This window comes from Gordonia otitidis, assembly GCF_020735545.1.
In the GTDB taxonomy this organism is placed as follows: Bacteria; Actinomycetota; Actinomycetes; order Mycobacteriales; family Mycobacteriaceae; genus Gordonia; species Gordonia otitidis.
On sequence record NZ_CP085974.1, the window covers coordinates 445,567 to 470,528 of the forward strand.

21 protein-coding genes are annotated in these 24,962 nt (G+C 66.3%); 10 read left to right on the plus strand and 11 right to left on the minus strand.

Going from position 1 to position 24,962, the window contains the following annotated elements:
* The first annotated feature begins 5 nt into the window (after positions 1-5).
* Entirely contained in the window at positions 6-1,199 is a 1,194-nt protein-coding gene (locus LK459_RS01960; RefSeq protein ID WP_227921457.1) for an MFS transporter, read from the plus strand.
* 31 nt (positions 1,200-1,230) lie between these two features.
* Here LK459_RS01960 and LK459_RS01965 read toward each other — a convergent pair whose 3' ends face one another.
* From LK459_RS01965 to LK459_RS01975, 3 genes are read right to left on the minus strand one after another with little or no spacing between them, the layout of a single operon-like run.
* Positions 1,231-2,625 (minus strand): MFS transporter, encoded by a 1,395-nt coding sequence (locus LK459_RS01965; protein ID WP_227921459.1) that lies wholly within the window; start codon positions 2,623-2,625, stop codon positions 1,231-1,233.
* Between the two features lie 5 nt (positions 2,626-2,630).
* Positions 2,631-3,206 (minus strand): cysteine hydrolase family protein, encoded by a 576-nt coding sequence (locus LK459_RS01970; RefSeq protein WP_007238729.1) that lies wholly within the window; start codon positions 3,204-3,206, stop codon positions 2,631-2,633.
* Between the two features lie 24 nt (positions 3,207-3,230).
* Positions 3,231-3,659: a MarR family winged helix-turn-helix transcriptional regulator gene (locus tag LK459_RS01975; protein ID WP_227921460.1), complete on the minus strand. Its 429-nt coding sequence runs from the start codon at positions 3,657-3,659 to the stop codon at positions 3,231-3,233.
* A 168-nt stretch (positions 3,660-3,827) separates the two neighbouring features.
* On the opposite strand from LK459_RS01975, the gene LK459_RS01980 reads away from it, so the two are divergent.
* Positions 3,828-5,747: an SDR family oxidoreductase gene (locus tag LK459_RS01980; protein ID WP_227921462.1), complete on the plus strand. Its 1,920-nt coding sequence runs from the start codon at positions 3,828-3,830 to the stop codon at positions 5,745-5,747.
* Positions 5,744-6,814 carry an alanine racemase gene (locus LK459_RS01985; protein WP_227921463.1) on the plus strand — a complete coding sequence of 357 codons (1,071 nt, stop codon included), beginning with the start codon at positions 5,744-5,746 and terminating at the stop codon, positions 6,812-6,814. The genes LK459_RS01980 and LK459_RS01985 overlap by 4 nt, the downstream gene beginning before the upstream one ends.
* 479 nt (positions 6,815-7,293) lie before the next feature.
* Here the strand turns inward: LK459_RS01985 and LK459_RS01990 are convergent, their stop codons facing one another.
* From LK459_RS01990 to LK459_RS02005, 4 genes are all read right to left on the minus strand, one after another.
* The gene (locus LK459_RS01990) at positions 7,294-8,877 is read right to left on the minus strand and encodes a DNA polymerase Y family protein (protein WP_227921465.1); all 1,584 of its coding nucleotides are present in this window, start codon (positions 8,875-8,877) and stop codon (positions 7,294-7,296) included.
* Complete coding sequence (locus LK459_RS01995; RefSeq protein ID WP_007238734.1) at positions 8,877-9,725, minus strand: hypothetical protein; 849 nt, start codon at positions 9,723-9,725, stop codon at positions 8,877-8,879. Before LK459_RS01995 ends, LK459_RS01990 begins: the two co-directional genes overlap by 1 nt.
* A 180-nt stretch (positions 9,726-9,905) precedes the next feature.
* Positions 9,906-10,652: a dienelactone hydrolase family protein gene (locus LK459_RS02000; RefSeq protein ID WP_007238735.1), complete on the minus strand. Its 747-nt coding sequence runs from the start codon at positions 10,650-10,652 to the stop codon at positions 9,906-9,908.
* Positions 10,649-13,741, minus strand: coding sequence for an MMPL family transporter (locus tag LK459_RS02005; protein ID WP_227921467.1), 3,093 nt, complete (start codon positions 13,739-13,741; stop codon positions 10,649-10,651). The genes LK459_RS02000 and LK459_RS02005 overlap by 4 nt, the downstream gene beginning before the upstream one ends.
* A 117-nt stretch (positions 13,742-13,858) precedes the next feature.
* Here LK459_RS02005 and LK459_RS02010 point away from each other — a divergent pair, with 117 nt between their 5' ends.
* From LK459_RS02010 to LK459_RS02025, 4 genes are all read left to right on the plus strand, one after another.
* On the plus strand, positions 13,859-14,506 hold the full coding sequence (locus LK459_RS02010) for a TetR/AcrR family transcriptional regulator (RefSeq protein ID WP_007238737.1): 648 nt from the start codon (positions 13,859-13,861) through the stop codon (positions 14,504-14,506).
* Positions 14,499-15,086, plus strand: a complete 588-nt coding sequence (locus tag LK459_RS02015; protein ID WP_227921468.1) for a TetR/AcrR family transcriptional regulator — start codon at positions 14,499-14,501, stop codon at positions 15,084-15,086. Before LK459_RS02010 ends, LK459_RS02015 begins: the two co-directional genes overlap by 8 nt.
* Positions 15,087-15,202: 116 nt before the next feature.
* Entirely contained in the window at positions 15,203-16,288 is a 1,086-nt protein-coding gene (locus LK459_RS02020; protein ID WP_227921470.1) for an FtsX-like permease family protein, read from the plus strand.
* Positions 16,285-16,947, plus strand: a complete 663-nt coding sequence (locus tag LK459_RS02025; protein ID WP_227921471.1) for an ABC transporter ATP-binding protein — start codon at positions 16,285-16,287, stop codon at positions 16,945-16,947. The genes LK459_RS02020 and LK459_RS02025 overlap by 4 nt, the downstream gene beginning before the upstream one ends.
* 75 nt (positions 16,948-17,022) lie before the next feature.
* On the opposite strand, the gene LK459_RS02030 is transcribed toward LK459_RS02025, so the two are convergent.
* Positions 17,023-18,054, minus strand: a complete 1,032-nt coding sequence (locus LK459_RS02030) for an Rv2578c family radical SAM protein (RefSeq protein WP_227921473.1) — start codon at positions 18,052-18,054, stop codon at positions 17,023-17,025.
* Positions 18,055-18,159: 105 nt separating this feature from the next.
* Between LK459_RS02030 and LK459_RS02035 the strand changes: the two genes are divergently transcribed.
* Positions 18,160-19,434, plus strand: a complete 1,275-nt coding sequence (locus LK459_RS02035) for a serine/threonine-protein kinase (protein WP_007238742.1) — start codon at positions 18,160-18,162, stop codon at positions 19,432-19,434.
* A 49-nt stretch (positions 19,435-19,483) separates the two neighbouring features.
* On the opposite strand, the gene LK459_RS02040 is transcribed toward LK459_RS02035, so the two are convergent.
* Positions 19,484-20,170: a response regulator gene (locus LK459_RS02040; protein ID WP_227921475.1), complete on the minus strand. Its 687-nt coding sequence runs from the start codon at positions 20,168-20,170 to the stop codon at positions 19,484-19,486.
* Positions 20,167-21,534, minus strand: coding sequence for an ATP-binding protein (locus tag LK459_RS02045; RefSeq protein ID WP_227921477.1), 1,368 nt, complete (start codon positions 21,532-21,534; stop codon positions 20,167-20,169). The genes LK459_RS02040 and LK459_RS02045 overlap by 4 nt, the downstream gene beginning before the upstream one ends.
* Positions 21,535-21,616: 82 nt before the next feature.
* On the opposite strand from LK459_RS02045, the gene LK459_RS02050 reads away from it, so the two are divergent.
* The gene (locus tag LK459_RS02050; protein WP_227921478.1) at positions 21,617-23,038 is read left to right on the plus strand and encodes a PspC domain-containing protein; all 1,422 of its coding nucleotides are present in this window, start codon (positions 21,617-21,619) and stop codon (positions 23,036-23,038) included.
* Positions 23,035-23,247, plus strand: a complete 213-nt coding sequence (locus LK459_RS02055; RefSeq protein WP_007238746.1) for a hypothetical protein — start codon at positions 23,035-23,037, stop codon at positions 23,245-23,247. The genes LK459_RS02050 and LK459_RS02055 overlap by 4 nt, the downstream gene beginning before the upstream one ends.
* 12 nt (positions 23,248-23,259) lie before the next feature.
* Here the strand turns inward: LK459_RS02055 and guaA are convergent, their stop codons facing one another.
* On the minus strand, positions 23,260-24,825 hold the full coding sequence (guaA, locus tag LK459_RS02060; RefSeq protein WP_039993972.1) for a glutamine-hydrolyzing GMP synthase: 1,566 nt from the start codon (positions 24,823-24,825) through the stop codon (positions 23,260-23,262).
* Positions 24,826-24,962 lie beyond the last annotated feature (137 nt).

Genomic DNA, 24,962 nt, shown 5'->3' on the forward strand with positions numbered 1-24,962 from the left:
TGAACATGAAACGATCGTTTTCGTTTTTGGGGATTCGCGAGTCGTCGATCGTCGCCGTAGGCACATGCACGATCGCCGCGACGTACGGCCTCGTGCGTCTGGCCTACGGGTTGTTCCTTCCCGACATCCAGCACGAACTCGGCCTCGATCCCGCCACGGCCGGGTACATCTCGTCGGGATCATCGCTGGTGTATTGCGTGGCAGCGGCGGCTGGTTTCTGGTGGTCACGACAGCCCGGCCTGCTGATCGCCGCCGCCGGGATAACCGCGGTCGCCGGAGTCTGGACGATGGCCTCGACACACGACGTCGCGCTCTTCGGACTATCTGCCGTACTCAGTTCGGCCGGGGCGGGTTTCGCTTCACCCGCCATGGTGACCGTCGCACAGCGCGGCATCCGACCGGTGCGCGTCGACACCGCACAGTCGATGATCAACGCGGGAACCGGCCCCGGCCTGATGGCAGCGGGCGCCCTGGCGCTGGCTCTGCTACCGGCGTGGCGCACGGCATGGACTCTTGTCGGCGGCGTCACCGTGATCATCGTGTCGGTCATGTTCGTACTCGCGAGGATCGCCGCGGTGCCAGGCACCGCAACCGCACACGATGGGCCGCGAGGATTGTCACGAACATGGTTGGCGATGCATCGTCGTGCGATCGCGTCCGCGATCGGCATGGGTGCAGGCTCGAGCGCGGTGTGGACCTATGGCCGCAGCCTGCTCGTCGACTCCGGAGGCCAGAGTTCCCAGGGCACGATCGTCGCGTGGATCGCACTCGGAATCGGCGCGACCGCAGTGATTCCGACGTCGCGACTCATGGCACGCCGCGCGCCGACGACAGCGTGGACGATCAGTTGTCTCGTTCTCGCGGCAACGATTTTGGCGCTCACGCTCGCCACCTCTTCGGCCATCGCCACAGTGATCGCCTGCGTACTGTTCGGATGGGGCTTCACCGCGGGAACGTCGGCTCTCATCTCGTGGACAACAGCCTTGAGTCCCGGGAACGCCGCCGCTGGGACCGCTCTCCTGTTCATTGCGCTGGTGCTCGGGCAGGCGGCGGGGTCGTCCGTTCTCGGGACCGTCATCACGAGTGCCGGGTACACGACTGCGTTCCTTGTGGCCGTGACGTTTTCGGCCCTGGCCATCATTCCGGCGACACGACACACCGTCCGACCAGCTGCGACGGTTCAGGAGGTCGGCGTGTAGAAGATCAGCCGATCAGGCATCTGCGGCTCGGTCATCCGTTGGCTGCCACCGCTTTCGGAATCCGACGATCCGCCAACGTCATGGCGATCAACACCGACCCGATGACCACGATCGCCCAGCCCGCGACGTGTAGTCCACCATCGGTGGCGCGGGCCCCGAAGGCGATACCGATGAGGCTCGAGGAGAAGATCGCCCCGAAGTACATGAACGTCCGGTACAGCCCGGATGCCACACCAATCGACTCCGACGGGCTCTGCGTGTAGAGCGTCGCCTGGTTGGCGTAGCCGCTCAATCCGTTGGCCACGCCGAACAGGAAGGTCATCGTGAGCAGGATCCACAGCCCAGAGGAATGATGGATCGCCACGGCGGTGACCCCGGCGCCGACAAAGCAGAAACCTGTGAGGATCAACGGAATTCGCACCCAGCCGTGCGTCGAGTTGACTCGCGCGCACACAACACTGAGCGCGGAGTACGGGATGAGGATGAGTCCGACCTGCGCGGCGGTGTAGCCCGCGGACTGCTCCATCCACTGACTGATGCCGTACATCGCCGTGTAGGAACCGAGACCGGCCAGGGCCTGCCGCAGATAGGTGCGGACAAGCGGGGTATTCGACGCGAGCATCCGTACGTCGATGAGCGGTTGTGCAGCACGTAGTTCCCATAGGACCAGCAACAGCCCCGACACGGCGACGATGACGAGCAACCACCACCGCGGTTCTGTCAGCCGCGCCAAGAACTCGAGTGCCACAACGACGGTCACCGCGAAAAGCACTACCCCCACGACGTCGACGACGCGGACAAGGCCTCGGACACCACCCACATGGACCGCCCCGTCTCGGGGAATACTGCGCAGCGCCCACGCCATGGTGATCAGTGCGACGGGGATGTTGACGAAGAACACAGCGCGCCAACCGAAGACACCGGTCAGTACACCTCCCAGAGGCAGACCGATCACGGCGATCACCTGTGCCGCGATCGAGAAGCCGCCGAGTATCCGGCTCGGCACGCCGGTGCCGAAGGAGTCGGCTCGCGACCGCACGAGTGCCATCGCCGTCGGATACGCGGCCGACGTGCCGATACCGATCAGCGCACGGGAGAGCAGAAGACACCAGAAGGCCGGCGCGGCAGCTCCGACGATCCCGGCCGCGAGCAGAACGACCAACCCGGACACGAACACCCGGCGCGGACCGAAGACGGCCGCGAGCTTTCCCATAGTCGGCTGCGCCACAGCGCTGCAGAGGTAGAGCACCGAGATGAGGATCGTCGTCTGCGCCGGACCACGATGGAAGTCGACACCGATCCCCACCAGCGCGGTCGCGATCATGGAACTGTTGATCGGGTTGAGCGTCGACCCCATCAACAGCGGCCCGGTGAACCGCCAGCCGAAGGGATTGCGCTGCGCCACACCGGCGTCGCCGGTGGTCACCGCGCTCACTGTGCGACGGCGTCGAGGAGTCCGAGAAGCTCTGCAGTCGAACCAGTCTCGGCGATCTGGGGAAACACCTCGCGCACGCTGTGCGCATGGCGTTCGCCGACCGAATCCGTCATCGCATCCGTCGGCAATGTCACGTTGAACCCGGCCTCGTGTGCGTCGCGGGCGGTCGATTCGACCCCTGCACCGCTGGCGATTCCGACGACGACCACCTGGGTTATCCCTCGCGAACGCAGGTCGTCAGCGAGGCCGGTACCGGCGAATGCACTCCGCGAGTGCTTGGTCACCACCAGATCTGTTGGTTCGGGTGCGAACTCGTCGATGAACTCGGTCGACTCCTTCGATAATCGTGGCCTGGGGGCACCCGCGTTGCGATCAGTTCGCCCCGGCGGGACTGCGTCGACGTTCACCAGCACCACGAGACGACCGTACTTGCGGAATCTGTCGACGAGTCGGCCCGCCCTGTCGATGATCTCCGATGCCGGATGCGGAGCGAGATTGTCGCGTAGCGCGATCCCGCGCTGCATGTCGATCACGATCAGCGCGGTGTGCGGGTCGAGAGTAGTCATGGCCATTGTCGACTCCTTGTCAGATGAGGGTCAGGATTCCGCAATTCGACGGAGAAGTTCTGTCGCGGTGACGATCTGGTCACGCTCGTCCTCGGTGAGGACGTGCTCGATCCGGTCGGCGAGCCAGTCCTCGCGGGCAAGTCGTCCACGCGCGTACATCTCGCGTGCCTCGTCCGAGAGAGCCAGCAGCGTCTTCCGACGATCGCCGGGGTGCGGTGTGCCGATCACCAACCCCTGGTCGACCAGTGCGGCAACGGTTGTCGACATCGACTGCGGGCGGACACCCTCCGCACGCGCGAGCGCGTTGGCCGTCGTCGGCCCCTCACGCTCGAGTCGGCCCAGGACGTTGGTCTGTGATCGGGTGAGATCGCCGATTGCACCCTGTGCACGCAGACGGCGGTTCAGTGCTGCCAGCACAGGACGGAGCGAGGCGGCCACCACGGCAGGATTCTCGGACACCTCCTAAGCATACCGAATAGTCAGCTAACTGATTAGTTTCCTGATTAACGGTGTCCGTTCGACATCGTCGTTGCCATCTGTCGGTGTAAGTGTCAAGGTGAACAGACCTGTTCCTTACCGTGTAGTAAGAAGTGAGCCGGGGCTGCGGCCCGGACTCGGAAGGCTGTCATGACCACGTACTTCATCACCGGCGGCACCGGATTCATCGGACGTCGAGTGATCGGCAAACTGCTCGACACACATCCCGACGCGCAGGTGTACGCGTTGGTGCGTGCGGGATCACGACCACGATTCGACGCGGTCTTTTCCGATGCAGCCTCCGATCGGCTGCATCCGGTCGTCGGAGACCTCACCTCCCCCGGTCTCGGAGTCGCCGACGACGAACTCCCCCAGATCGATCATGTGATTCACCTCGCCGCGATCTACGACATGACCGCCGACGCCGAGAGCCAGCAGCGCGCCAACGTCGATGGCACCGCGCGCGTCATCGACTTCGCCGTCGAGCACGACGCGATGCTGCATCATGTGTCGTCGATCGCCGTGTCCGGCGATCACGACGGCGTGTTCACCGAGACTGATTTCGACCTGGGGCAGGGATTTCCGACTCCGTATCACCGGACCAAGTTCGAGGCGGAGAAACTCGTCCGTGACCGTGCGGGATTGCGGTGGCGGGTATACCGGCCGTCGGTGGTCGTCGGCGATTCACGGACAGGCGCGATGGACAAGGTCGACGGGCCTTACTACTTCTTCCCGCTCCTTGCACTTCTCGGCATGTTGCCGTCGAGGCTTCCTCTTCCGATGCCCGACCTCGGTCGACTCAATCTGGTTCCGGTCGATTTCGTTGCAGAGGCCATCGTGACACTCGTCGACCATGACCCACTGCGCGGTGGGCAGGTGTTTCACCTCGGCGATTCCTGTGACCGTGGGGTCATGGGAATGTACAACGCGCTGGCACCTGCGATCGGGTCACCCAAAGGTGTTGGCGTGGTGAGCAATCGAATCGTGGCACCCGCTCTTGCGATGACCGGATTCGGACCGATCGCACCCATACGCGATCTCATCGCGTCACAGGCCGGTATACCGCCCGCATTACTCGACGGCATGCGGATGACCGCGGACTTCCGTTCCGCTCAGACTCTCGCCCTACTGGGCAGGCTCGGCGTCACACTTCCCGACCTCGACGACTACGGCCCGCGTCTCTGGGAGTTCTGGACCGCGCACCTCGACCCATCGCGTCACCGGCGAGCCGATCCGCGCGGGCCACTCGTCGGGAAACACATTCTGATCACGGGCGGCTCGAGCGGAATCGGCAAAGCGACGGCGCGCATGTGTGTGGCTCGGGGTGCCGACGTGTACGTGGTCGCGCGCGACGTCGACGACCTGCACGCGGCCGTGACCGAACTCGAAGGCACCCAACCCAAGTCAGGACTGCCGGCAGGAAGGGTCTACGCCTATCAGTGCGACATCACCGACGAGGAGGCGGTGCGGACCCTGGTGAAGACCATCATCTCAGAGCACGGACACGTCGACGTTCTGGTGAACAACGCCGGGCGGTCCATTCGACGTTCGACACTTCATTCCGTTGATCGCTCACACGACTACCACCGCGTCATGGCCGTGAACTACTTCGGGGCGGTCAATCTGGTACTCGCGCTGCTTCCGCACATGATCGAGCGGCGGTCCGGTCGTGTGGTCAACGTGTCCTCCATCGCCGTGCAGACCCGCGGCGCGCGTTTCGGCGCATACGCGGCGTCGAAAGCCGCGTTGGAGGCGTTCAGCGAGTCGACAGGCGTCGAAACCCTGTCTGACCATGTGACGTTCACCAATGTGCGGCTGCCACTGGTACGTACCCGCATGATCGCGCCGACCGAGGCCTACCAGAACTCCGCCGGCGTGTGGAGCGTCGACAAGGCGGCGTCGAAAGTACTGGAAGGAATTCTGCGGCATCCGGCACGCATCAGCCCGCCCCTCGGTCAGCTCGCCGAGTTCGGACGGAAGTTCACACCACGGCTGACCTCACGCATCCTGCACCAGGAGTATCTCCTCGTCGACGAGTCGGCCGCTGCGCTCGGTACCGTTGAGCGGTGACCGATACCCCGTACCTCGTCGTCGACACCACACGCGTCGATCGCAATCTCCAGGCGGTTGCCGATCAGGCGCGCCGCACGGGAGTCGACCTGCGTCCACACGCCAAGACACACAAGACAACCGAGCTCGCACGCCGCCAGATCGACAGCGGCGCAGTGGGTCTCACCGTGGCAACCATCGGAGAGGCAGAAGCCTTCGCCGCGGCGGGCTTCGCTGATCTGTTCATCGCGTACCCGCTGTGGGTGACCGAGCACAAGGGTGCGCGCCTGCGCGCGCTGGCACAGCGGTCGGCTCTGCGGCTCGCCGCCGACTCGGTTGCGGGTGCGCAGCGGATGGCGGCGGAGGTGAGCAGGAGCGATGTCGAGGTGCTGGTCGAGGTGGATTCGGGCCAGCACCGCACCGGGGTCGGCCCCGAGTCCGCGGGTGAGGTCGCAGCCGCTGCGCGCGACGCCGGCCTCGACGTTATCGGGGTGTTCACTTTCCCGGGCCACGGATACGGTCCCGGCGATGCACGCAGCGACGCGGCACGACAGGAGGTCGCAGCGCTCGCCGAAGCCGCCGACAGGCTGCGTTCGGTCGGCATCGAACCGCGTGTGCGGAGTGGGGGTTCCACGCCCACGGTCGAGTTCGCCGGGGACAGCGGCGTCCTGACCGAGATCCGCCCTGGCGTGTACCCGTTCTACGACGCCCAGCAGATCGAACTCGGGGTCTGCGGATTCGACGACGTCGCGCTGACCGCGGTGAGCAGCGTCGTCCATCGCGATGGGCACCGCGTGGTGCTCGACGCGGGCAGCAAGATCATCGGGGCCGACCGTCCCGCGTGGGCCAGTGGTCATGGTCGGGTACTCGACGAGCCGGACGCGCGGATCGTCGGGCTCTCCGAACACCACGCCGTGGTCGAGTACCCGCCCAGCGCCGTCGTCCCCGAACTCGGCGCCACCGTGCGCGTCATACCCAATCATGTCTGCACCGCGGTCAATCTCGTCGATGAGTTGGTCGTCGACGAGGCGCGTTCCGGCGGCGCCGCGGACCGCTGGCCGGTGATCGCCCGCGGCGCCAACAGCTGAGCGCGGAACGGGGGTGCCGCGCGGAACGGGGGTGCCGCGGAGGCGGGGTTCGGGTGGTGCGGGGCAGTGCAGAAACTCGGGGAAGGATTCCTTCCGCGGGTTTTGCACCCTTCCCCGCGAAACAACACGCGGAAAGGTCAGAAACCCGCGGAAGAACCGCGGCCCACTGACAAAACCCGCGGAAGAGTGCCGGCCCAGCGACAAAACCCGCGGAAGAGTGCCGGCCCAGCGACAAAACCCGCGGAAGAGTGACAGCCAAGGCCCCGCACTGCTCAGGGCGGCCGCACCGCTCGCCAAACCCCCTGCAGAAACCCAGGGAAGAAGCCCTTCCGTGGGTTTTGCACCCTTCCCCGCGAAACAACACGCGGAAAGGTCAGAAACCCGCGGAAGAACCGCGACCCTGTGTCAAGAACCCGCGGAAGAAACCCTTCCCCTACTTTCTGTCCGCCAGCGCGCGCCCACGAGCCGAAGCGGCCGCGCTACTCGTACACACCCTCGACCAGCCACCCGCCCGCTCGGTAGTAGAGCAGCAGCGCGCGCGAATCCTCCAGGAGCACTTGGACTCTGGCGATGATCCCGGTGTCGTCCATACCCGCGGGCCACGGCCCGGCCCACCAGCTCAGCTCCCAGGTGTCGAGGACCGCACCCTTCCCGCTGCGCGCCATACGCACGACGGCGGGTTCTTCGGAGAACGCCCCACGACCGGTGACGGTGACCGGCTGCCCCGACGCGTCGATCAATGACACCGGGGTACGAGACATCACCGTGGGTGCGGGCTGGGGAACCCGCCCGGGCCAGGGGGCCTTCGGGTCGTGTTCGGGGATCTTCTCGTCGCCCAGCGGGATCAAGGTGATCTGATCCGACGGTCCGCGGCCACCGCTGCGCACGGGCACCTGCACGGAATCGCCGCCCAACAGTCCCTGCACACGTTCCAACGACCTGCGGGCACGCTCGGAGACCTCCGATTCGCCGGGTAACCCCGCGCCCGTCAGCGCGTAGTGCAGCGCCCCGGCATCGACCGTCTCGACCGGTTCGAGTCGCAGCATCGCGATGGGCGAATCCGGACGTGTGTCGCCGCGGTTTCTACCACGCCCCGCGCCGGTCAACCATCCTTCCAACTGCCAGCGAATCCGATCGGCTGTGGCGTCGGGTGTGAGTGGCTGCGCACACCGCCATATCCGCGAATGTCGTTGTCCACGTTCGGTGATGGCTTCGACCTTGAGCTTGGTGCACGCCGCGGGCACATCGGAGAGCCTGCGATGCAGCATGTCGGCGAGCCGTCGGCCCGCGAAGGCCGCCGAGTCGATCCGGTCGATCGGCGGGTCGCAGACGTAGTCGACGACCAGTTCCGGTGCGGCGACGATCCCCGCGGGCCGCCGATCAGGCAGCGCGTTGGCCAATCGGTGTGCCACCGCGGCGTCGGCGGAGAACCGGGTGGCGACGTCGCGCGCGGGCATGGCAGCGAAATCGCCGATGGTGACCAGGCCGAGTCGTCGTAGCAGGTCGACGAACTCGGTGCGTTCCGGGCACGACAGGCTCGGTTCGGCGTTGAGTTCGGCCACCGGCAGCTCCGCCAGATAGGCGCGGTCGCCGCCCGGATCCACATGCTGTCCGCGACGGGCGGCGACCACCGCGGTGAACATCTCGTCGGCGACACCGACCTGGGATTCCACTCCGCAGACCGAGACCTGGTCGATGAGCTGTTCTGCGAGCGACGCCTCTCCCCCGTGATGTCTGGCCGCCCCGTCGGCCGGCATCACCAGCAGACCCGGCCGCAACACCTCGACCACCGCGACCACCTCGGCGACCGCTGCCACCACCGGTTCGAAGAAGCGTGCGTCGCGATCGACGTCGGCAGGGAACACCTGCATCTCCGGGCACACCGCCTGCGCATGCCTTTTCCGCATACCGCGCCGGACCCCGGCCGCACGCGCGGTGGCGGAGCACGCGGTGACCCGGTTGGCCGAGAGCACCGCGATCGGGTGCGCAGGGGGGAGATCCTCGTCGGCCGCCGCTGCCGTCGCAGGCCAGTCCGGGCACCACAGGGCCATGATCCGCCCCATCAGTTAGCCACCGCGGTGAGTGCCGAATCCATCGCACCCGCTGCAGGCTCGACCGGACGTGTCAGACCCACGAGACCTCCCGGCCCGCCGGATGAGCCGACGGCACTCAGATCGACGTCGGCGCTGCGTGATCGACGGTCGCGCCCGGTGGCGGTGACCTGTAACCGCAGTCCGCCGATCCTGCCGTGCCCGCGACGCGCCGCGGCGAGGTCGGCACCGACACCACCCGGCACGTGACGGTAGGTCAGCACCGACGCCTCCATCCGGATCTGGGCGCCCGGCCAGTGCCCGTCGACGACCATCAGCGCCGACGAGTGCTGCCGCACCCGCCCGCTCACCACCCTGCAGCGCGCGGGCGCGACGTCGACGCCGCGCAGACCCAGGACGACCAGATCCATCCCGTCGAGGAGCACCGAGGCGATCTCCACCGGATCGACACCCGGATCGGGCACCGTCGCGATGCGGGCGAGGTCAGCGCCCATCTCGGCGGCCGACAACAGATTGAGCCACGGCAGTCCGACGATGCCCACCTGACCACCACCGCGACTCACCGCGGCGATCATCGCGACCACCAGCGAACGCGCGCCGGAGCAGCCGACCACACTCCCCCGTGCAATCCCCCCGCGTCCCGCGGATTGGCCTCGCGGCAACAGATCTGCGAGGACATCGGGTAGCGGGAGACTGTCGTCGACCTCAGCCGAACGGTCGGCGGAGGGGCGATCAGGCATCCCCGACAGCACCGCCATGCGTTTGCGTAACCGGGCGAGCGTATCGGCGCGATCATCGCCATCCGAACCCTCCCCGGCGCCCTGCGACGGGCACGGATGAGCCAACGGCAAAACACTCATGAAAACCTCCTGGCCAGCGTGGATGATGCGTGGCGAGCCGGGAAGTTGCTGCGCCGTCGGTCGCTCGGATCACCGAGTCGGATCGAACGTTTTTTCGATACGGCGATCGTACGACGCCCCTCCGACAAGACGCAACAGCGCAGGTGCCGGACAGTCAGACGGGGCGCGACTCAGCGCGACTCAGGCGGAGAATCGTGCATCGAGAAAGGCGAACACGCGGGCCCAGGCATCCGACGCCGCATCCTCGTCGTAGTGCATCCCGACGACTCGCAGCACCGCGTCGGGAACCGAATCGATGCGATTGGCGAAGCTGTGCCCGACCCCGGAATAGGTCTTGATGTCCGAGGGGATCTTGTGCTTGTCGAGGACACGCCGCAGACGCGATTCGCCGAACGGGATCAGCGGATCGCGCGCGCCGAACGATGCCACCACCGGGCAGGTGTCCGCCGTGACGGCACGGTAGGTGGTGAGGCTTCCGTAGAACGGCGCTGCCGCAACGTACCGTGCATCGCCCTCGAGAAGCGCGAACCCGCCGCCCATGCAGAATCCGACGATGGCCACCTCACCGGTGGACAGCGGGTCAGAGGCCAGACGACGTCGAGCGCTCTCGAGAATCGCGAACACCGGTCCACGCCCCGAGACCAGTGACCGCATCGTGGACACGATGCACGCGGCACGATTCGTACCGGCGGTGAACAGCAGCGGCGCCAGCGCCAGGTACCCGTGGTCGGCGACGATACGTAGCGTGCGCACGATGTCGTCCTCGGCACCGGTGATGTCATGCACCACAAGGACAGCCGGCAGCGGACCGTCCGAATCGGCGGGTCGGGCCATCAGCGCCTCGACACTCGTTGAGTCGCCCGCAGCCGCAGGCAGCGACTCGTCACAGTCGACGACGAGCGACTCGACGATGGTGTTCGCGGTCATGATGATGTTCCTTTCGGAGAAGACGGGGAGGTCGACGTGGCGGAGTCGGATACCGCGAGCCCGCCACCGGACGACGGCCACCAGATCCGTGAGCCGAGCACATGCAGTACCGACGGGACCAGCACCGTCCGCACCACGGCGATGTCGAGCAGCAGTCCGATGCCGATGGTGAATCCGGTCTGTAGGAGGAGGATGACCGAACCGCTCATGAGCGCGAACATCGTGACGGCGAAGACGATCCCTGCCGTGGTGATGACCCGGCCGGTGCTACCGAACGTCCGTAGAATCGCCGACGTCGTTCCGCTCGAGGAGTTTTCCCGAACACGCGAGGCGAACAGCATGCTGTAGTCGGCGCCGACGGCCACCAGACTCATGAACGAGACGGGTAGCACCGACCAGTGCAGCCCGATACCGATGATGTGTTGCCACACGAGCACACTGATGCCTGCGGCACTGAGAAACGACAGCAACACCGTTGCGACCAGGATGAAGGGCGCGAGCAGGCTGCGCAACAGAGCGACCAGGATGACGAACACCGCTGCAAGCGCAACGATCCCGAACATCAGGAAGTCCTTCTCCGACTGCGCGATGAGGTCCGAGGTGATCGACGTCAGTCCGGTCGCATCCACACGTGCGTGTGACAGGCCACTGCCCTTCAGAGACTGTTCGGCAGTCGTCGAGATGTCGGATACATGGCTGGTCGCCTGCTCACCGTAAGGATTTCCCGACGGGATCACAAGCATACGAGCCACCCGGCCGTCGGACGACATGAGCATCTTCGACCCCGCCACCAGCCGTGGATCCTCGAATGCACTGCGCGGCAGATAGAACCCCGCGCCGGGGCCCTGCGACGTCGCCTTACCCATCTCCGAGAGATATCCGGAGGCCTCGTCGAGTCCGCTGCGGAGTTGGTCGGTCATCGACACGACGGTGTCGGTCCCGGTCTTGGCTTCCGAAAGCCCCTGTGCCAGTTGATCCATACCCGACGTGAGCTGTCCCATACCGTCGCGCAGTCGTGTGAGGTCCGAGCGGATGGACTCCGGCGAGCGCCCGCCCAATGATGCAGTGAGGGTGGAGATGGCCGAGAGTCCGGCGCGCAGATCGGGCATGACCGACGACACCGTCCGCAGGTCGTCGGGATCGAGGTTCGCCGCGTTCTGCGCCGCCGTGAACGCCGCGCTCAGCGCATGATTCGACATGCCGTCGAGTTGCGCGAACAGCGATCGCCCCTGCATACAGAGCGGCGAACTCAGACACTGCGCGGAGGGTTGCGGGGACGCATACGGAGCGAGCGCCCGTGAGAGCGAATCGATGGCCTGCCGCTGTGAGTTCAGCGTCGACACCAGCGTCTGCAGTGACGACAGTTGCGGTTCCAATCGCGCGAGTACCTGGGCCAACGACTGACCGTCAGCGGTCCGGGCGGTAGCGATGTTGTCGGCCAGGGGAAGCAGATCGAGAACCGAGTTCGACAGGTCGACAACCTGGTTGACGCCCGACACCAGCTCGGGCAGTTGCTTGGTCGACTCGACCGCACCGTCACGAAGCGCGGTCATGCCCTGTGTCAGTCGCTCCAGATCCGGTCGGGCGTCTCCGATCTGGGTTCCGGCGTCGGCGAGTCGACCAGCGATCAGTGCCGCCTGGTATCCGATGGCCGATTCGGGCAGTTGGCGACCGTCGGGCCTGGTCAACGAGCGTACGTACGCGACGTTCGGGAGGTCGGTGACCGCTGAGGCAACGCGATCGAGCGCGGCGAGATCGGTGGTGGTACGCATGTCGTGATCGCTGCGGATGATCAGGAACTCCGGGACGATTTCATTTGCGCCATAGTGTTTCGCGACGAGATCGTACCCGCGGGAGCTGTCGGTGGGATGCAGCTGCATGGCGTTGTCGTCGCCGTTGGCGCGGAAGGTCACGACGGGTACCGCCAGCAGGATCAGCAACAGCAACGACGCTCCCGCCAACGCGCCGGAGCGGCGCAGGATGAAGCGACCGCGGCGGCGCCAGATGAAGTCTCGGGAAGGCCGTGGTTCGATCCTGCCGTGTCGGCCGAGAATGGCCATCATCGCGGGAGTGAATGTCAGTGCGACAGCGAGCGTGACGACGAGTCCGATCGCAATCGGCGGACCCGAGGTGGTGAACATCCCGTTGCGGGCCATGAGCATCGCCGTGGCCGACGCCGCAATGGTGAGTGCCGACGCCGTGAGTACCTCCCCGACACTGAGCCCGGCGAACCCGACAGCCGACCGGGACGAGAGCCCCTTCCGTCTGCCGTCGTGATAGGCGGCCATCTGGAAGATGGCGTAGTCGGTACCCGCGGCCAACACCAGCGCGGTCATCAACGTGACGGTCAGCGTCGACAACGCGAGTGCCCCGTTGTCTCCCAACCCGGACACCACGGCACGCGACGCCGCCAACGACACACCGATCGTCAGGAGCGGCACCAGCGCGGCGATCACCGAGCGATACGACATCACCATGAGCACCGTGATCAACAGGACCGACACCGCGGTGATCACGACCATCGATGTGTCCAAGGACGTGAACTCGTCGACGACGACCGGCGCGGGACCCGAGAAATGGGTCTGCAGACCCGCGGGCTTCTCGACAGCATCGAGATGATGACGCACCGCTTCGGTGGCGCGATGTGCCGCCGCAGTACCGATGGCTCCCCGTTCGGCGACCAGCAGCGTGATCGCCTTGCCGTCGGGGCTGACCGCGTAGTCGCGCGTCGCCGGGTTCCCGAACATGTCCAGCACGTACGAGACGTGCTCCCGGTCGTCGAGCAGCCGCTGCACGACCGCGGAGTAATAGCGCTCTTCTGCAGGTCCGATCACGTTATCGCCTGCCATCACCACCGACCCGACCGCCGTGGAGGGATCATTGCCGAAGTCACGCGCCATATCGGCGATCGCCTGTGTCGACGGCAGATCCGCAGGCACGATCGCGGCTGACTTCTCTGCCGCCGTCTGCTCGATCTGGGGTATCGCGATGTTGAGGGCACCGACCACGACGACCCAGAAACCCACGACCCACCATGGGTAGGCCGCCGCCAGACGGCCGGGGGCCGCGAGCACCGATCGTGCCGTCACGCTTCTCCCCATACGCGGTCGACGTCGCATCCCCACCCTCTCGCGAGACATTTAGACACAAAATGACTCATTGATCGAGACGGTAGCATCGTGCGTAATCGAGGACAAGAAGGGCTCATGAGCAACGACGATGCGATGTCGGCGATACGCCAACTCCTCATGACGCCCGATGTCGATTCCGAACAACCGTCCGCGGTCACCGACGTCCTCGAGGCCGCCGTCGGCGTGATCCTCACGATCGGATGGCAGCGGTTGACGATGGCCGACGTCGCCAAGCGGGCAGGCGTCGCCCGTGCCACCGTGTACCGCCACTTCGCAACCAAGGACGATCTGCGACGCGCGGTGGGTGCGCGGGAGGTCCAGAAGTTCCTCCTAGAAATACTGGAATTGCGTTCCGCCGCACCAGATCTCGAGTCCGGAATGGTAGCGGCCGTCCGTCACATCATCAACGAGGTCCGCACCAATCCACTGATCGCACGCCTGCGCGAGACCGACCGCGAGTTGCTCATGGACGTGGTCTCCCGCGACGACATCGTGACCTACGCGACGCAGTTCTGCGCGCAGATGTGGCGGACACAGCTGTACGCCGCCGACGATGAGATCGCCGAGGCCGACTGGAACCACCTGCTCATGGTCAGCGAGATCACCGTTCGGGTGTCACTGTCACTCGCATTGAACCCCACCACCAGCACCGATCTCAGCACGGAAGAGGGCGCCACCGACTTCGTGCGCAGATTCACCAAAGCCCTCCTGCCTGATGCCTAGGATCAAGGCCGGGTCGGTCGCCGAACACCGCGCCGCCGTCATGGCCCAGCTCCTCGACGGCACCGAACGGCTCCTCTTGTCCGGACCGGATGCCACGCTCACCGCCGCGGGCATCGCCGCGGAGGCCGGCATCGCGCGCAACAGCATCTACCGCTACGTGTCCTCGGTCGACGATCTGATCGAGATGGTGCTCGAGCGTGGGTTCACCGACTGGTCGACCGCCGTGACGGAGCGCGTGGCCGAAGCACCCGACCCGCGCACAGCCATCCTCACCTACGCGGAGGCCAACCTCGAGTTCGCGGCTGACGGCCGACACGCCTGGCGCACCGCCATCTCTCGAATTCACCTGTCCGACAACGCGCGTAGCAGAGTCATGGCCCTACACGAACAGATCACCGATACCCTCCACGAGGCCATCGCCGCCCTCGGTGTGCTCGACACAGACCTCACCGAGGCCACCGTCGGCGCCATCGTCGACGCCTGCATCGGCCGCGTCGACGCCGGGCAACCGGTGTCCGAGGTCATCGACCATGCACGCAAGACCGTCGGCGCGGTGCTCGACGCCTGCATGCCTGACTGACGATTCGACGTTCCGACCCCAGCGCCTCGGGAGATCTCGCACACAGAATTTTGGGGACACGGTGTCCCCATGTGTAGATTCACTTAGCGACAGTATGTCTCTAAGAAGGAACCCGAATGTTTGTCGCTCTCCACGAGTTACGCGCGGCCTGGGGCCGATTCATGTTGATGGGTGTGGTGATTGCCCTGGTCTCCGCCCTGGTCGGAATGGTCTCCGGCTTCACCATCGGCCTCGGCAACGACACCGTATCCGCACTGCGGGCCATGCCCACCGACTCAATGGTCTTCGCCAAGGGGACATCCGATTTCACCCGCAGCGTGCTGACCGGGGATCAGGTCTCGGCTTGGGCTCGACACTCCGGTGTGAACGCACACCCGCTCGGCATCGGGATCTTCCACGGCGAGACGTCCGACGACTCGTCGGTCGACATGGCCGTGATCGGAGCCGAACCGCACAGTCCCCTGCTTCCGGCGACCACCCATGGCCGGCAGGTCGCGGCACCGGGCGAGGTGGTGGTCTCCGAGGGCTTGGCGAACAGCGGGATTCGTATCGGCGATTCCATCAGGATCGACAACTCCGACGTCGGACTCCACGTCGTCGGCATCACCGACACACTCTCCTACGGCCACGTGGCAGCCGCATACGTCCCCCTCGACACCTGGCGACTCCTACGTTTCGCACCCGACGGGAACCTGCGCCCACACGACGAGGGAGCAGCCGGAGCGATCGCACTCACCGGAGGCAGCGCACCTGCGGAACTCGCTGACACGCATGTGGTCGGTGAGGACGTCATTCTCGCTGCGGCACCCGGCTATTCGGGAGAGCGACTGACCATGAACTCGATCATCGCGTTCCTCTACGTCATCGCGCCGCTCATCGTGGCAGCCTTCTTCGCGGTCTGGGTCGTCCAGCGTCGCTCCGTCTATGCACTACAGCGCGCACTGGGGGTGTCGCGCCTGGCACTCGTGGGCGCCGCACTGGCGCAGGCAGCCGTGGTCGTGGTTCTTGCGACCGTCATCGGTTCGGCCATCGCGTATCTGCTCGGCCTCGCGATGGGCTCGGCCGTTCCGTTCGATCTACCGGCAACGTCATTGGCCACCACCGGCATCGCCGTCATCGCGGCGTCGATGATCGGCTCGGCTGTCAGCCTCCGATGGGTTCTGACAGCAGACCCCCAGATCATGTTAGGAGAATCGCGATGAGCCTCGACCTACACGACATCGTCGTCGAATATCGTTCCAGCACAGAGACATCACGCGTCCTCGACCATGTGTCTGCGTCGTTCGCCCGCGGTCAGATGACCACGATCACCGGTCCGTCGGGATCCGGCAAGTCGACGCTGCTCGGCGTCTGCGGAGCGCTCCGACGACCCGATGGCGGAACTCTCACTCTCGACGACACCGATGTCACGGCGCTGTCCGACCGTCGTCGCACGGAGTTGCGCAGACACCAGGTGGGGTATGTGTTCCAGAGCGGAAATCTCTTCCCCGGACTCACCGCGATAGACCAGGTGCTCGCGATGGCGGCGATCTCCGGGCGACGACCACGCTCGATGCGGGCTCGCGCGCACGAACTGCTCGACGCGGTGGGGCTCGCCGACGCCGTCCGGTCGAGGCCCGAGCAGCTGTCCGGAGGCCAGCGGCAACGGGTCGCGATCGCCCGTGCACTGATCCACGAGCCCAGAATCCTCCTCGTCGACGAACCAACGGCAGCGGTCGACCGATCACAGGCAGGCACGATCACGGATCTGCTGCACAGCGTGACGACCGAGCACGACTGCATCACCGTCGTCGCCACACACGACCCGGAGGTCGTGGCCCGCGCCGATGCCACGGTCGACCTCGCCCACGCGGTTCGGTGACCTCTCGCGCTGATGAGCGCGCACCGATCTCGTCCTTGAACAGCCGCGGTGGAGCCCGAGGGAGCGCCGACCGCATCAGAACAGCGTCAAGGCCTCGGCCAACTGCGGCGTACCGACGAGGTCGCGCTCCTCGGAACCATCGTGCTCGCCCCTGCCGTGGTCTCGACCGGCAAGGCCGTGACGGGCCACCAAGGGCTGCAACCGATCTCGAAGCCACAATGAGTACTCCGCGGTGACATAGGCACCACGCCCATAGAGGCCGCGGTACTTGCGCACCAGCGCCGGGTGGTTCTCGGCGAGCCAATTCATGAACCATGGCTTCGTCGAGCTGCGCAGGTGCATCGGAAACGCCGTCACACCGGCGGCGCCCGCCTCGGCGAGTGCTCCGAGCAGCGCGTCGAGATGCGCGGAGGAATCGGTCAGATACGGGATGACCGGCGCGACCATCACGTGTGGCGCGAAACCCGCCTCGGCGATCGCGCGAATCAGTTCCAACCGCGCCCGCGGAGACGGCGTTCCGGGTTCGATCTGCTTTTGCAACTCGTCGTCGAAGATCGCCAGCGACACGCCGATGCTCACCGGGATCTGCCCCGAGGCCTGACGCAGCAGTGGTAGATCTCGACGCAGCAGGGTGCCCTTGGTCAAGATCGACACCGGTGTGCCCGATTCCGCCAGCGCGGTGATCACACCAGGCATGAGCCGGTAACGGCCCTCGGCACGCTGATAGGGATCGGTGTTGGTACCCAGCGCGACGGTCTCACGTTGCCAGGATCGACGACGGAGTTCTTTGCGCAGCACCGCTGCGACGTTGAGCTTGACCACCACCTGGGAGTCGAAGTCACGCCCGGCGTCGAGGTCGAGGTATTCGTGCGTCGGCCGCGCGAAACAGTAGCGGCACGCGTGAGAACATCCGCGAAAGGTGTTGACCGTGAACCGAAACGGTAGTCCCGACCCCTCCGGCATCGCGTTGAGCGCACTCTTGGCGAGTACCTCGTGAAAGGTGATGCCCTCGAACTCCGGGGTCTGCACAGACCGCACGAGGCCGGCACGCGCAAACCCGGGTAGCGCGCCGTCGTCGACTTCGACCACTTGTTCGGACCACCTCATGGGACGAGTCGAACATACGTACTAGGTGGTGTCAACCCGCCTCACGACCGCGACAGTCGGCACCGAGCAACGACCGCGAGTCCGTTACGCGGCTATCATGCCGGTATGTCATTCGCCGACAGCTATCGCACACCGGGTCCGCAGTACCTGGTGGCAGGCCGATATCGGCTGCGATCGCGAATAGGCGGCGGCGGCATGGGCACCGTGTGGCTCGCGCGTGACCAACTCCTCGACCGCGACGTCGCGGTCAAGCAGGTGCTGTCCACCGAGGGCCTCTCCGACGATTCTGCCGACAACGCGCGTAAGCGCGCCATGCGTGAGGGGAGGATCGCGGCAAAACTCGCCCACCGCAACGCGATAGCCATGCACGACGTCGCGCTCGACCGTGGCGAACCGTGGCTGGTGATGGAATACCTGCCGTCACGCAGCATCGCACAGATCCTCCACTCGAGCGGGACGCTGGAGGTGACCGAAGCCGCCAAGATAGGTGCACAGGTGGCTGACGCCATGACCGAAGCCCACGCGGCAGGGATCGTCCACCGCGACATCAAGCCGGGCAACATTCTGATCTCCGAGTCGGGGCGTAACGCGGGGCTGGTGAAGCTCACCGACTTCGGGATCTCCCGCGCCAAGGACGACGTCTCACTCACCCAGACCGGCGTGATCACCGGCACACCAGCCTATTTCGCACCGGAGGTCGCACGCGGCGCGGAGCCGTCGGAGGCCTCCGACGTCTACTCACTCGGCGCGACGATCTACACGATGGTCGAGGGCGAACCACCGTTCGGCGTCGACGACAACTCCCTGGTGATGCTGCACAAGGTCGCGCGGGCGCAGATCAATCCGATGACCCGCGCAGGCGCTCTCGAATCGGTGTTGTTGCAGATGCTCGAACCGAGTCCCAAGAAGCGAATCACGATGTCGCAGGCGCGTGACGAACTCGTCGCCGCGGCCTCGGGCGGACACGCGAGCGCCGACCAGGTGCTCACCAGTCTCATCCCCCGCTCGGGAGTCGCCACCCTGCCGCCACACCCGCGTACCGATCCGGGTGTCGGTGCCCGCCAGGGACAGCCTCATTCGGGTCGCTCCGCCTCCGACTATCCGGCCGCCGCTTTTCGTTCGACACCGTCGCGCCCGACCTCGAGCGGCGGAGCGTCGGTGGCGGGTGGCTGGCAGACCTCACAGTCGGCTGCGCCGTCGACTCATCGCGATCACACGCTCGTGTCGTCGACGCCGCACTTCCCGTCGGAGATGTACTCGAGTCCCCCGCCCCGGCAGCACTCATCGGGAACGTCGAGCACCGCTCTGGCAGCGGCCGTATTCGTCTTCTTCGTGGTCCTCGCCATCGTGGTGGTCCTTGCCATCGCACTGATGCGCTGATCGGCGCGACTCACGCACCTGTCCCCGCCGCAGCGAAACCCCCTGGAACTCAGCCGATGTGCCGTGTGGCGGCCCACCTGGTGAGCGCGTTGCGATTGGACTGTTGGGTTTTGCGGAGCACGTTCGATGCGTGGGTCTCGACGGTTTTGATGGAGATGAACAACTCCTCCGCGATCTCGCGATAGGTGTATCCGCGCGCGAGAAGCCGTAGAACCTCGAGTTCGCGTCGCGTCAGCGAGTCGAGTTCGGGATCGAGGGCGGGTTCGGGTGCCGACGACTTGCCGGTGAAGGAGTCGAGCACGAACCCCGCGAGTCGCGGACTGAACACCGCATCACCGTCGGCGACCCTGCGCACCGCATCGGCCAGTTCACGTCCGTCGATCGTCTTGGTCACGTAGCCACGGGCGCCCGCGCGTATCGTCGCGATGACGTCTTCGGCGGCGTCGGACACGCTGAGTGCGAGGAACACCGGCGCGTCGTCACCCAATGATTCTGTGACACCACGTAATACCGACACCCCACCACCGGCAGGCATGTGCACGTCGAGGAGGACGACGTCGGGTCGCAGCCGGGTGATCGCCGCGACCGCGTCGGACACCGTACCCGCCTCGCCCACCACGTGCAGTCCGGCTTCGTCAGCCAGTTCTGCACGGACCCCGGAGCGGAACACAGCGTGGTCGTCGACGAGGAAGACGCGGTGGGGTGCGTCGGGTACGGGCGTGCTCTGCTCGGTCATCTCGCCTTTCCGTGGTCGATCGTCGCGTTCTGGTGTACCCGGCCGTCGTTTTCCCGGTGCTCGTCTGCTCGATTCTGCACCGGCTCGTCATCGCTCGACCCGGCGGTACGCACAGCAGTGTGCTGGACGTCGCGCGGCATCGTCAGTCGCACGTTGGTCCCCCGCCCCGGCGTCGAATCGACGCGCGCGCAACCACCCGCGCGTTCCATCCGCGCCACGATCGACCGGGCAAGTCCTTGGCGGTCGGGGTCCACGGAGTCGGAGTCGAATCCGACGCCGCGGTCACGCACGTACACTTCGACCTCCTCCTCTCCGACCTCGAGATACACGTCGACGCTGCGTTCACCGGAGTGCTTGGCTGCGTTGACCAGTGCCTCGCGGGTCGCGCCGACCAGTGCGGGCCAGCGGCGGGCGTCGCGCGCCTGGCCGTGTCCAGCCCCCTCGTCTGGTCGAAGGTCGCCGACGGTCACCACTTCGACCTCGATTCCGTAGGTGTCCTCGACCTCTGCCCCGACGTCGCGCATCGAAGCACTCAGCGATGTCCCACGTTGCGCCGGGTCGCCGAAGAGCCAGCCGCGCAACTCGCGTTCTTGACTGCGTGCCAGCCGCGCGACCTCCTCGGGTTTGCCCGCTTGCTTCTGGATGAGGGCGAGTGTCTGGAGTACCGAATCATGCAGGTGTGAGGCGATCTCTTCGCGTTCGGCGTTGCGGATGCGCGCGGCTCGCTCCTCGTTGAGGGCGCGCCACAGTCGCATCCACAGCGGAACGGTGAGCAGGACGACGCCGATCAGGGTGGCCGCGACGGCTAGCAGGGTGGTGCTCAGCCCCCCGTAGTTCCGTCGGCTCGCGACGACGATCACCACCAGACCGCCGATGACGAGCACCGCACCACCTGCCAATCGGGTCCAGGTGAGTGCGGTGCTGCGCGGCGCGGTTTTCGACGTGTCGAACTCACGCCACACCAGACCTGCACCCACCATGACGAAGACGAACGGTACGAGGTACGCCGCGGGTGTCCCCGACGCCGCAAACCCCACCACCGTCATCGCCACCAGTGCCAACAACGCCAGACCCAACGCCTGCCGACGCTCTCCTCGCGCGGGCGGCGTGGTGTCGTCACCCTGCGGGCAGAAGAACCAGAGCAGTCCGTATGCCAGCACGCCGGCACCCGCGAGGGCGGCGAGCACGACGAAGACCACCCGTACGCGGAACGCGTCGACGCCCAGGTGGTCGGCGACGCCACCCGCGACGCCACCGATGACCCGTCCGGCGTCGCGACGGACCAGCCGTGGTGCCGGTGGCAGGTCTGGGGAAACAGGGGTGGTCACATCTCGATACTGCCGCACCTCCCCCTGTCCCCACATCAGGGTCGATCCCCGATTTCCGGGGGAACGTCAGGGTCGGTCCCCGATGTCGGCTGCCTGTGGAGGCAGCAGGATGTGGGTCATGGACGCCACACAGTTCCGTAACCAACTCGAAGAGCTCTGGCGCACGCGGCCGGTACGCCCGGCCGGTCCGCGCACGGTCGCCGGGGTTTGCAGCGGCATCGCATTTCGCTACCGGGTCGACCCGACGCTGGTGAAGGTCGCTTTCGTCGTGTCGACGTTGTTCGGCGGAAGTGGCCTGATCCTCTACGTCGCGGCCTGGGTCGCGTTTCCGTCGAGCACTGCCGTTGCCGCGCGCCCGGACGGGCACCGCCGGCTACGACGCGACGGACGACGAGGTGACGGACAGCGACGGCGGCGGCACGGCGGTCACAACAATCCGAAGTTGCTGGTCCTCATCGTTGTGTGCGTGGTGATCCTGACCTCGATCGGACCTCGCGGCACCTGGGGTTCCGGGGCGCTGCTGGGGATGATCCTGATGGTGCTCGGCTGGTGGTTGTTGTTCCGTCGAACGCCGGAGCCGGCGCCGGGTACGAGCGCTGACACCCTCACGCCCGAAGGGATCACGCCCGCGGCAGACCAGTTCCAGCGGTGGACTCCACGTGGGGTGCGCGTCGGTGCGACGAGCGCCTGGCCTTCCGCCCCGGCAGATCCCCGCTTCGGCGGCCAGTCGAACGACGCCGACGGTCAGCCGACGGCCCCCCTTCAGAACGCCTCGACCACGACGACCGTCGACACGACCACCGCAGACCCGACGCCCGCGTTCGGGTCAACGAATAGGGAGCCGCCGTCGTGGGATCCGCTCGGCGCCGCGCGATTCGCCTGGGATCTCCCGGAGCCGACGGAGCCCGAAACTGCTCCGCAGCCCGTCGAACACCGTTCGCCGAAGGCGCCGTTGCTCGTGTTCGGGTCGACGCTGGTCGTGGCGATGGCCGGGGTGGCCGCACATCAGGCGGGTGTCGAGTGGTTCAGCGTGACCCGCATCCTGTCGATGGCACTGGCCGTCGTCGGGATCGGCATGGTGGCGATCGCCGCACGTCGTGGTTCGGCCCAGCACAGGACGGGCGGTCTGGTGCCGCTCGCGATCACGCTGGGCGTCGCGGTGATCGTCAGCGCAGCCGTCACCGGTTGGTCGGCCCAGGACGGTGGGGGCCCGATCCCGCCGGGCGGGGTAGGTGAACGAACGTATGCGCCCATGAGGGAGAACGACATTCGCGACGCCTATTCGGTCAGCGTCGGAGATCTCGAACTCGATCTGCGGAGCGTGGATCTGACCACCGACCGCACCGTCGATCTGCGTGCCGGCGTCGGACAGGTCACGGTACGGGTCCCGCGCGACATGAATGTCCGGGCGAACTGCACCTCGAACGTCGGAGAAGCGCACTGCCCTGAAGGTCTGTCCATCGGTAGCGCAGGCAACCACGCGCCGGTCCTGACGATCAACGCACACAACAATCTCGGCAACGTGGAGGTGCTCCGATGAGTCACGACAACCCCAGCGATCGGACGCACGCGGGCGACGGTCGCCGATCGGTGGGCCTCGCACTGCTCGGAGTGGTCGCGATCGCGATAGCCGTGTGGGGCCTGGCGGGCTCACCCGACTTGCCGTCGGCATCGGTCATCGGGTGGGTGGTGATCGGCGTCGGACTCGTCGCCGGTTTGGTGCTGCTGGTCAGTGGCGCCCGACGGTGATCGGGCGCGCGACTACTCCCACTCGATGGTGCCCGGCGGCTTGCTCGTGACGTCGAGGACGACACGGTTGACATCGGGCACCTCGTTGGTGATCCGAGTGGAGATGATCTCGAGCACCTCGTACGGAACGCGAGTCCAATCGGCGGTCATCGCGTCCTCACTGGACACGGGGCGCAGCACGATCGGATGCCCATAGGTACGTCCGTCGCCCTGCACTCCGACGCTGCGCACATCGGCAAGCAACACGACGGGGCACTGCCAGATCTGATTGTCGAGCCCGGCAGCGGTCAGTTCCTCGCGGGCGATGAGGTCGGCCTTGCGCAACATCGACAGCCGATCGGCGGTCACCTCGCCGACGATGCGGATCGCCAGTCCCGGTCCGGGGAAGGGCTGGCGGCCGACGATCTCCTCGGGGAGACCCAGCTCGCGCCCTACCGCACGCACCTCGTCCTTGAACAGCAGTCGCAGCGGCTCGACGAGGGTGAACTCCAGGTCATCCGGCAGTCCACCGACATTGTGGTGGCTCTTGATGTTCGCGGTGCCGCTCCCGCCACCAGACTCGACGACGTCGGGGTACAGGGTGCCCTGGACGAGGAAGTCGACCTTCTCGCCGTCAGCCGCCCGATCGCCGAGTACGTCGCTGACCGCTCCCTCGAAGGAGCGGATGAACTCGCGGCCGATGATCTTGCGCTTCGTCTCCGGATCGCTGACGCCCGCGAGCTCGTCGAGGAACTTGTCCGCGGCGTCGACCGTCACGAGTCGAGCACCGGTGGCGGCGACGAAATCGTGTTCGACCTGCTCGCGTTCACCTGCGCGCAGGAGCCCGTGGTCGACGAACACACAGGTCAGTCGATCGCCGATGGCGCGCTGCACCAGAGCCGCTGCCACCGCGGAGTCGACACCACCGGACAGCCCGCAGATCGCGAGACCATCACCGATCTGATCGGAGACCTGATCGATGAGCGCGTCGGCGATGTTCGCAGGTGTCCAGTCGGCCTCGAGCCCGGCGATCTCGTAGAGGAACCGGGTGAGCACCTGCTGTCCATGCGGTGTGTGCAGCACCTCGGGGTGATACTGAACGCCGGCCATCTTCTTGTCGACGGACTCGAAGGCGGCGACCGGCGCGCCGGGCGTCGATCCGGTGACGGTGAATCCGTCGGGTGCCACCTGCACGGCGTCGTTGTGGCTCATCCACACGGGCTGGTTGTGGTCGAGCCCCTGGTGCAGCACACCGTCGCCGTTGAGCGTGAGGCTCGTCCGCCCGAACTCACGCCCACCGGTGTTGGCGACCTCACCGCCGAGTGCGGCCGCCATCGTCTGGAAGCCGTAGCAGATGCCGAAGGCGGGGATGCCGAGCTCGAGAATCGCCGGGTCGAGGCTGGGTGCGTCGTCTGCGTACACCGAGGCCGGACCGCCGGAGAGGATGATCGCCACCGGGTCCTTGGCCTTGAACTCCTCGATGGACGCGTCGTGCGCGATGACCTCCGAGTAGATGCGCGCCTCACGAACGCGCCGTGCGATCAGCTGCGCGTACTGAGCGCCGAAGTCGACGACGAGCACCGGGCGTGGGCCCTCCACGAAGTCGGCTGACGAGTTGCCCGCGACGTCGGTCGAGACATCGTCGGCGGGGGTGGCTGTGGAAGTGCCGGCAGAAGAGTCTGTCACCGTTCCATTCTATGCGTGACCGTTGCGGCTCCTTGAGTGACCGCCACGAC

Coding starts and splice junctions, on each gene's coding strand:
- LK459_RS01960 (WP_227921457.1), top strand. CDS start 6: ATGAAACGATCGTTTTCGTTTTTGGGGATTCGCGAGTCGTCGATCGTC.
- LK459_RS01970 (WP_007238729.1), bottom strand. CDS start 3,206: ATGGCCATGACTACTCTCGACCCGCACACCGCGCTGATCGTGATCGAC.
- LK459_RS01980 (WP_227921462.1), top strand. CDS start 3,828: ATGACCACGTACTTCATCACCGGCGGCACCGGATTCATCGGACGTCGA.
- LK459_RS01990 (WP_227921465.1), bottom strand. CDS start 8,877: ATGGGGCGGATCATGGCCCTGTGGTGCCCGGACTGGCCTGCGACGGCA.
- LK459_RS01995 (WP_007238734.1), bottom strand. CDS start 9,725: ATGAGTGTTTTGCCGTTGGCTCATCCGTGCCCGTCGCAGGGCGCCGGG.
- LK459_RS02000 (WP_007238735.1), bottom strand. CDS start 10,652: ATGACCGCGAACACCATCGTCGAGTCGCTCGTCGTCGACTGTGACGAG.
- LK459_RS02010 (WP_007238737.1), top strand. CDS start 13,859: ATGAGCAACGACGATGCGATGTCGGCGATACGCCAACTCCTCATGACG.
- LK459_RS02015 (WP_227921468.1), top strand. CDS start 14,499: ATGCCTAGGATCAAGGCCGGGTCGGTCGCCGAACACCGCGCCGCCGTC.
- LK459_RS02020 (WP_227921470.1), top strand. CDS start 15,203: ATGTTTGTCGCTCTCCACGAGTTACGCGCGGCCTGGGGCCGATTCATG.
- LK459_RS02025 (WP_227921471.1), top strand. CDS start 16,285: ATGAGCCTCGACCTACACGACATCGTCGTCGAATATCGTTCCAGCACA.
- LK459_RS02030 (WP_227921473.1), bottom strand. CDS start 18,054: ATGAGGTGGTCCGAACAAGTGGTCGAAGTCGACGACGGCGCGCTACCC.
- LK459_RS02035 (WP_007238742.1), top strand. CDS start 18,160: ATGTCATTCGCCGACAGCTATCGCACACCGGGTCCGCAGTACCTGGTG.
- LK459_RS02040 (WP_227921475.1), bottom strand. CDS start 20,170: ATGACCGAGCAGAGCACGCCCGTACCCGACGCACCCCACCGCGTCTTC.
- LK459_RS02045 (WP_227921477.1), bottom strand. CDS start 21,534: ATGTGGGGACAGGGGGAGGTGCGGCAGTATCGAGATGTGACCACCCCT.
- LK459_RS02050 (WP_227921478.1), top strand. CDS start 21,617: ATGGACGCCACACAGTTCCGTAACCAACTCGAAGAGCTCTGGCGCACG.
- LK459_RS02055 (WP_007238746.1), top strand. CDS start 23,035: ATGAGTCACGACAACCCCAGCGATCGGACGCACGCGGGCGACGGTCGC.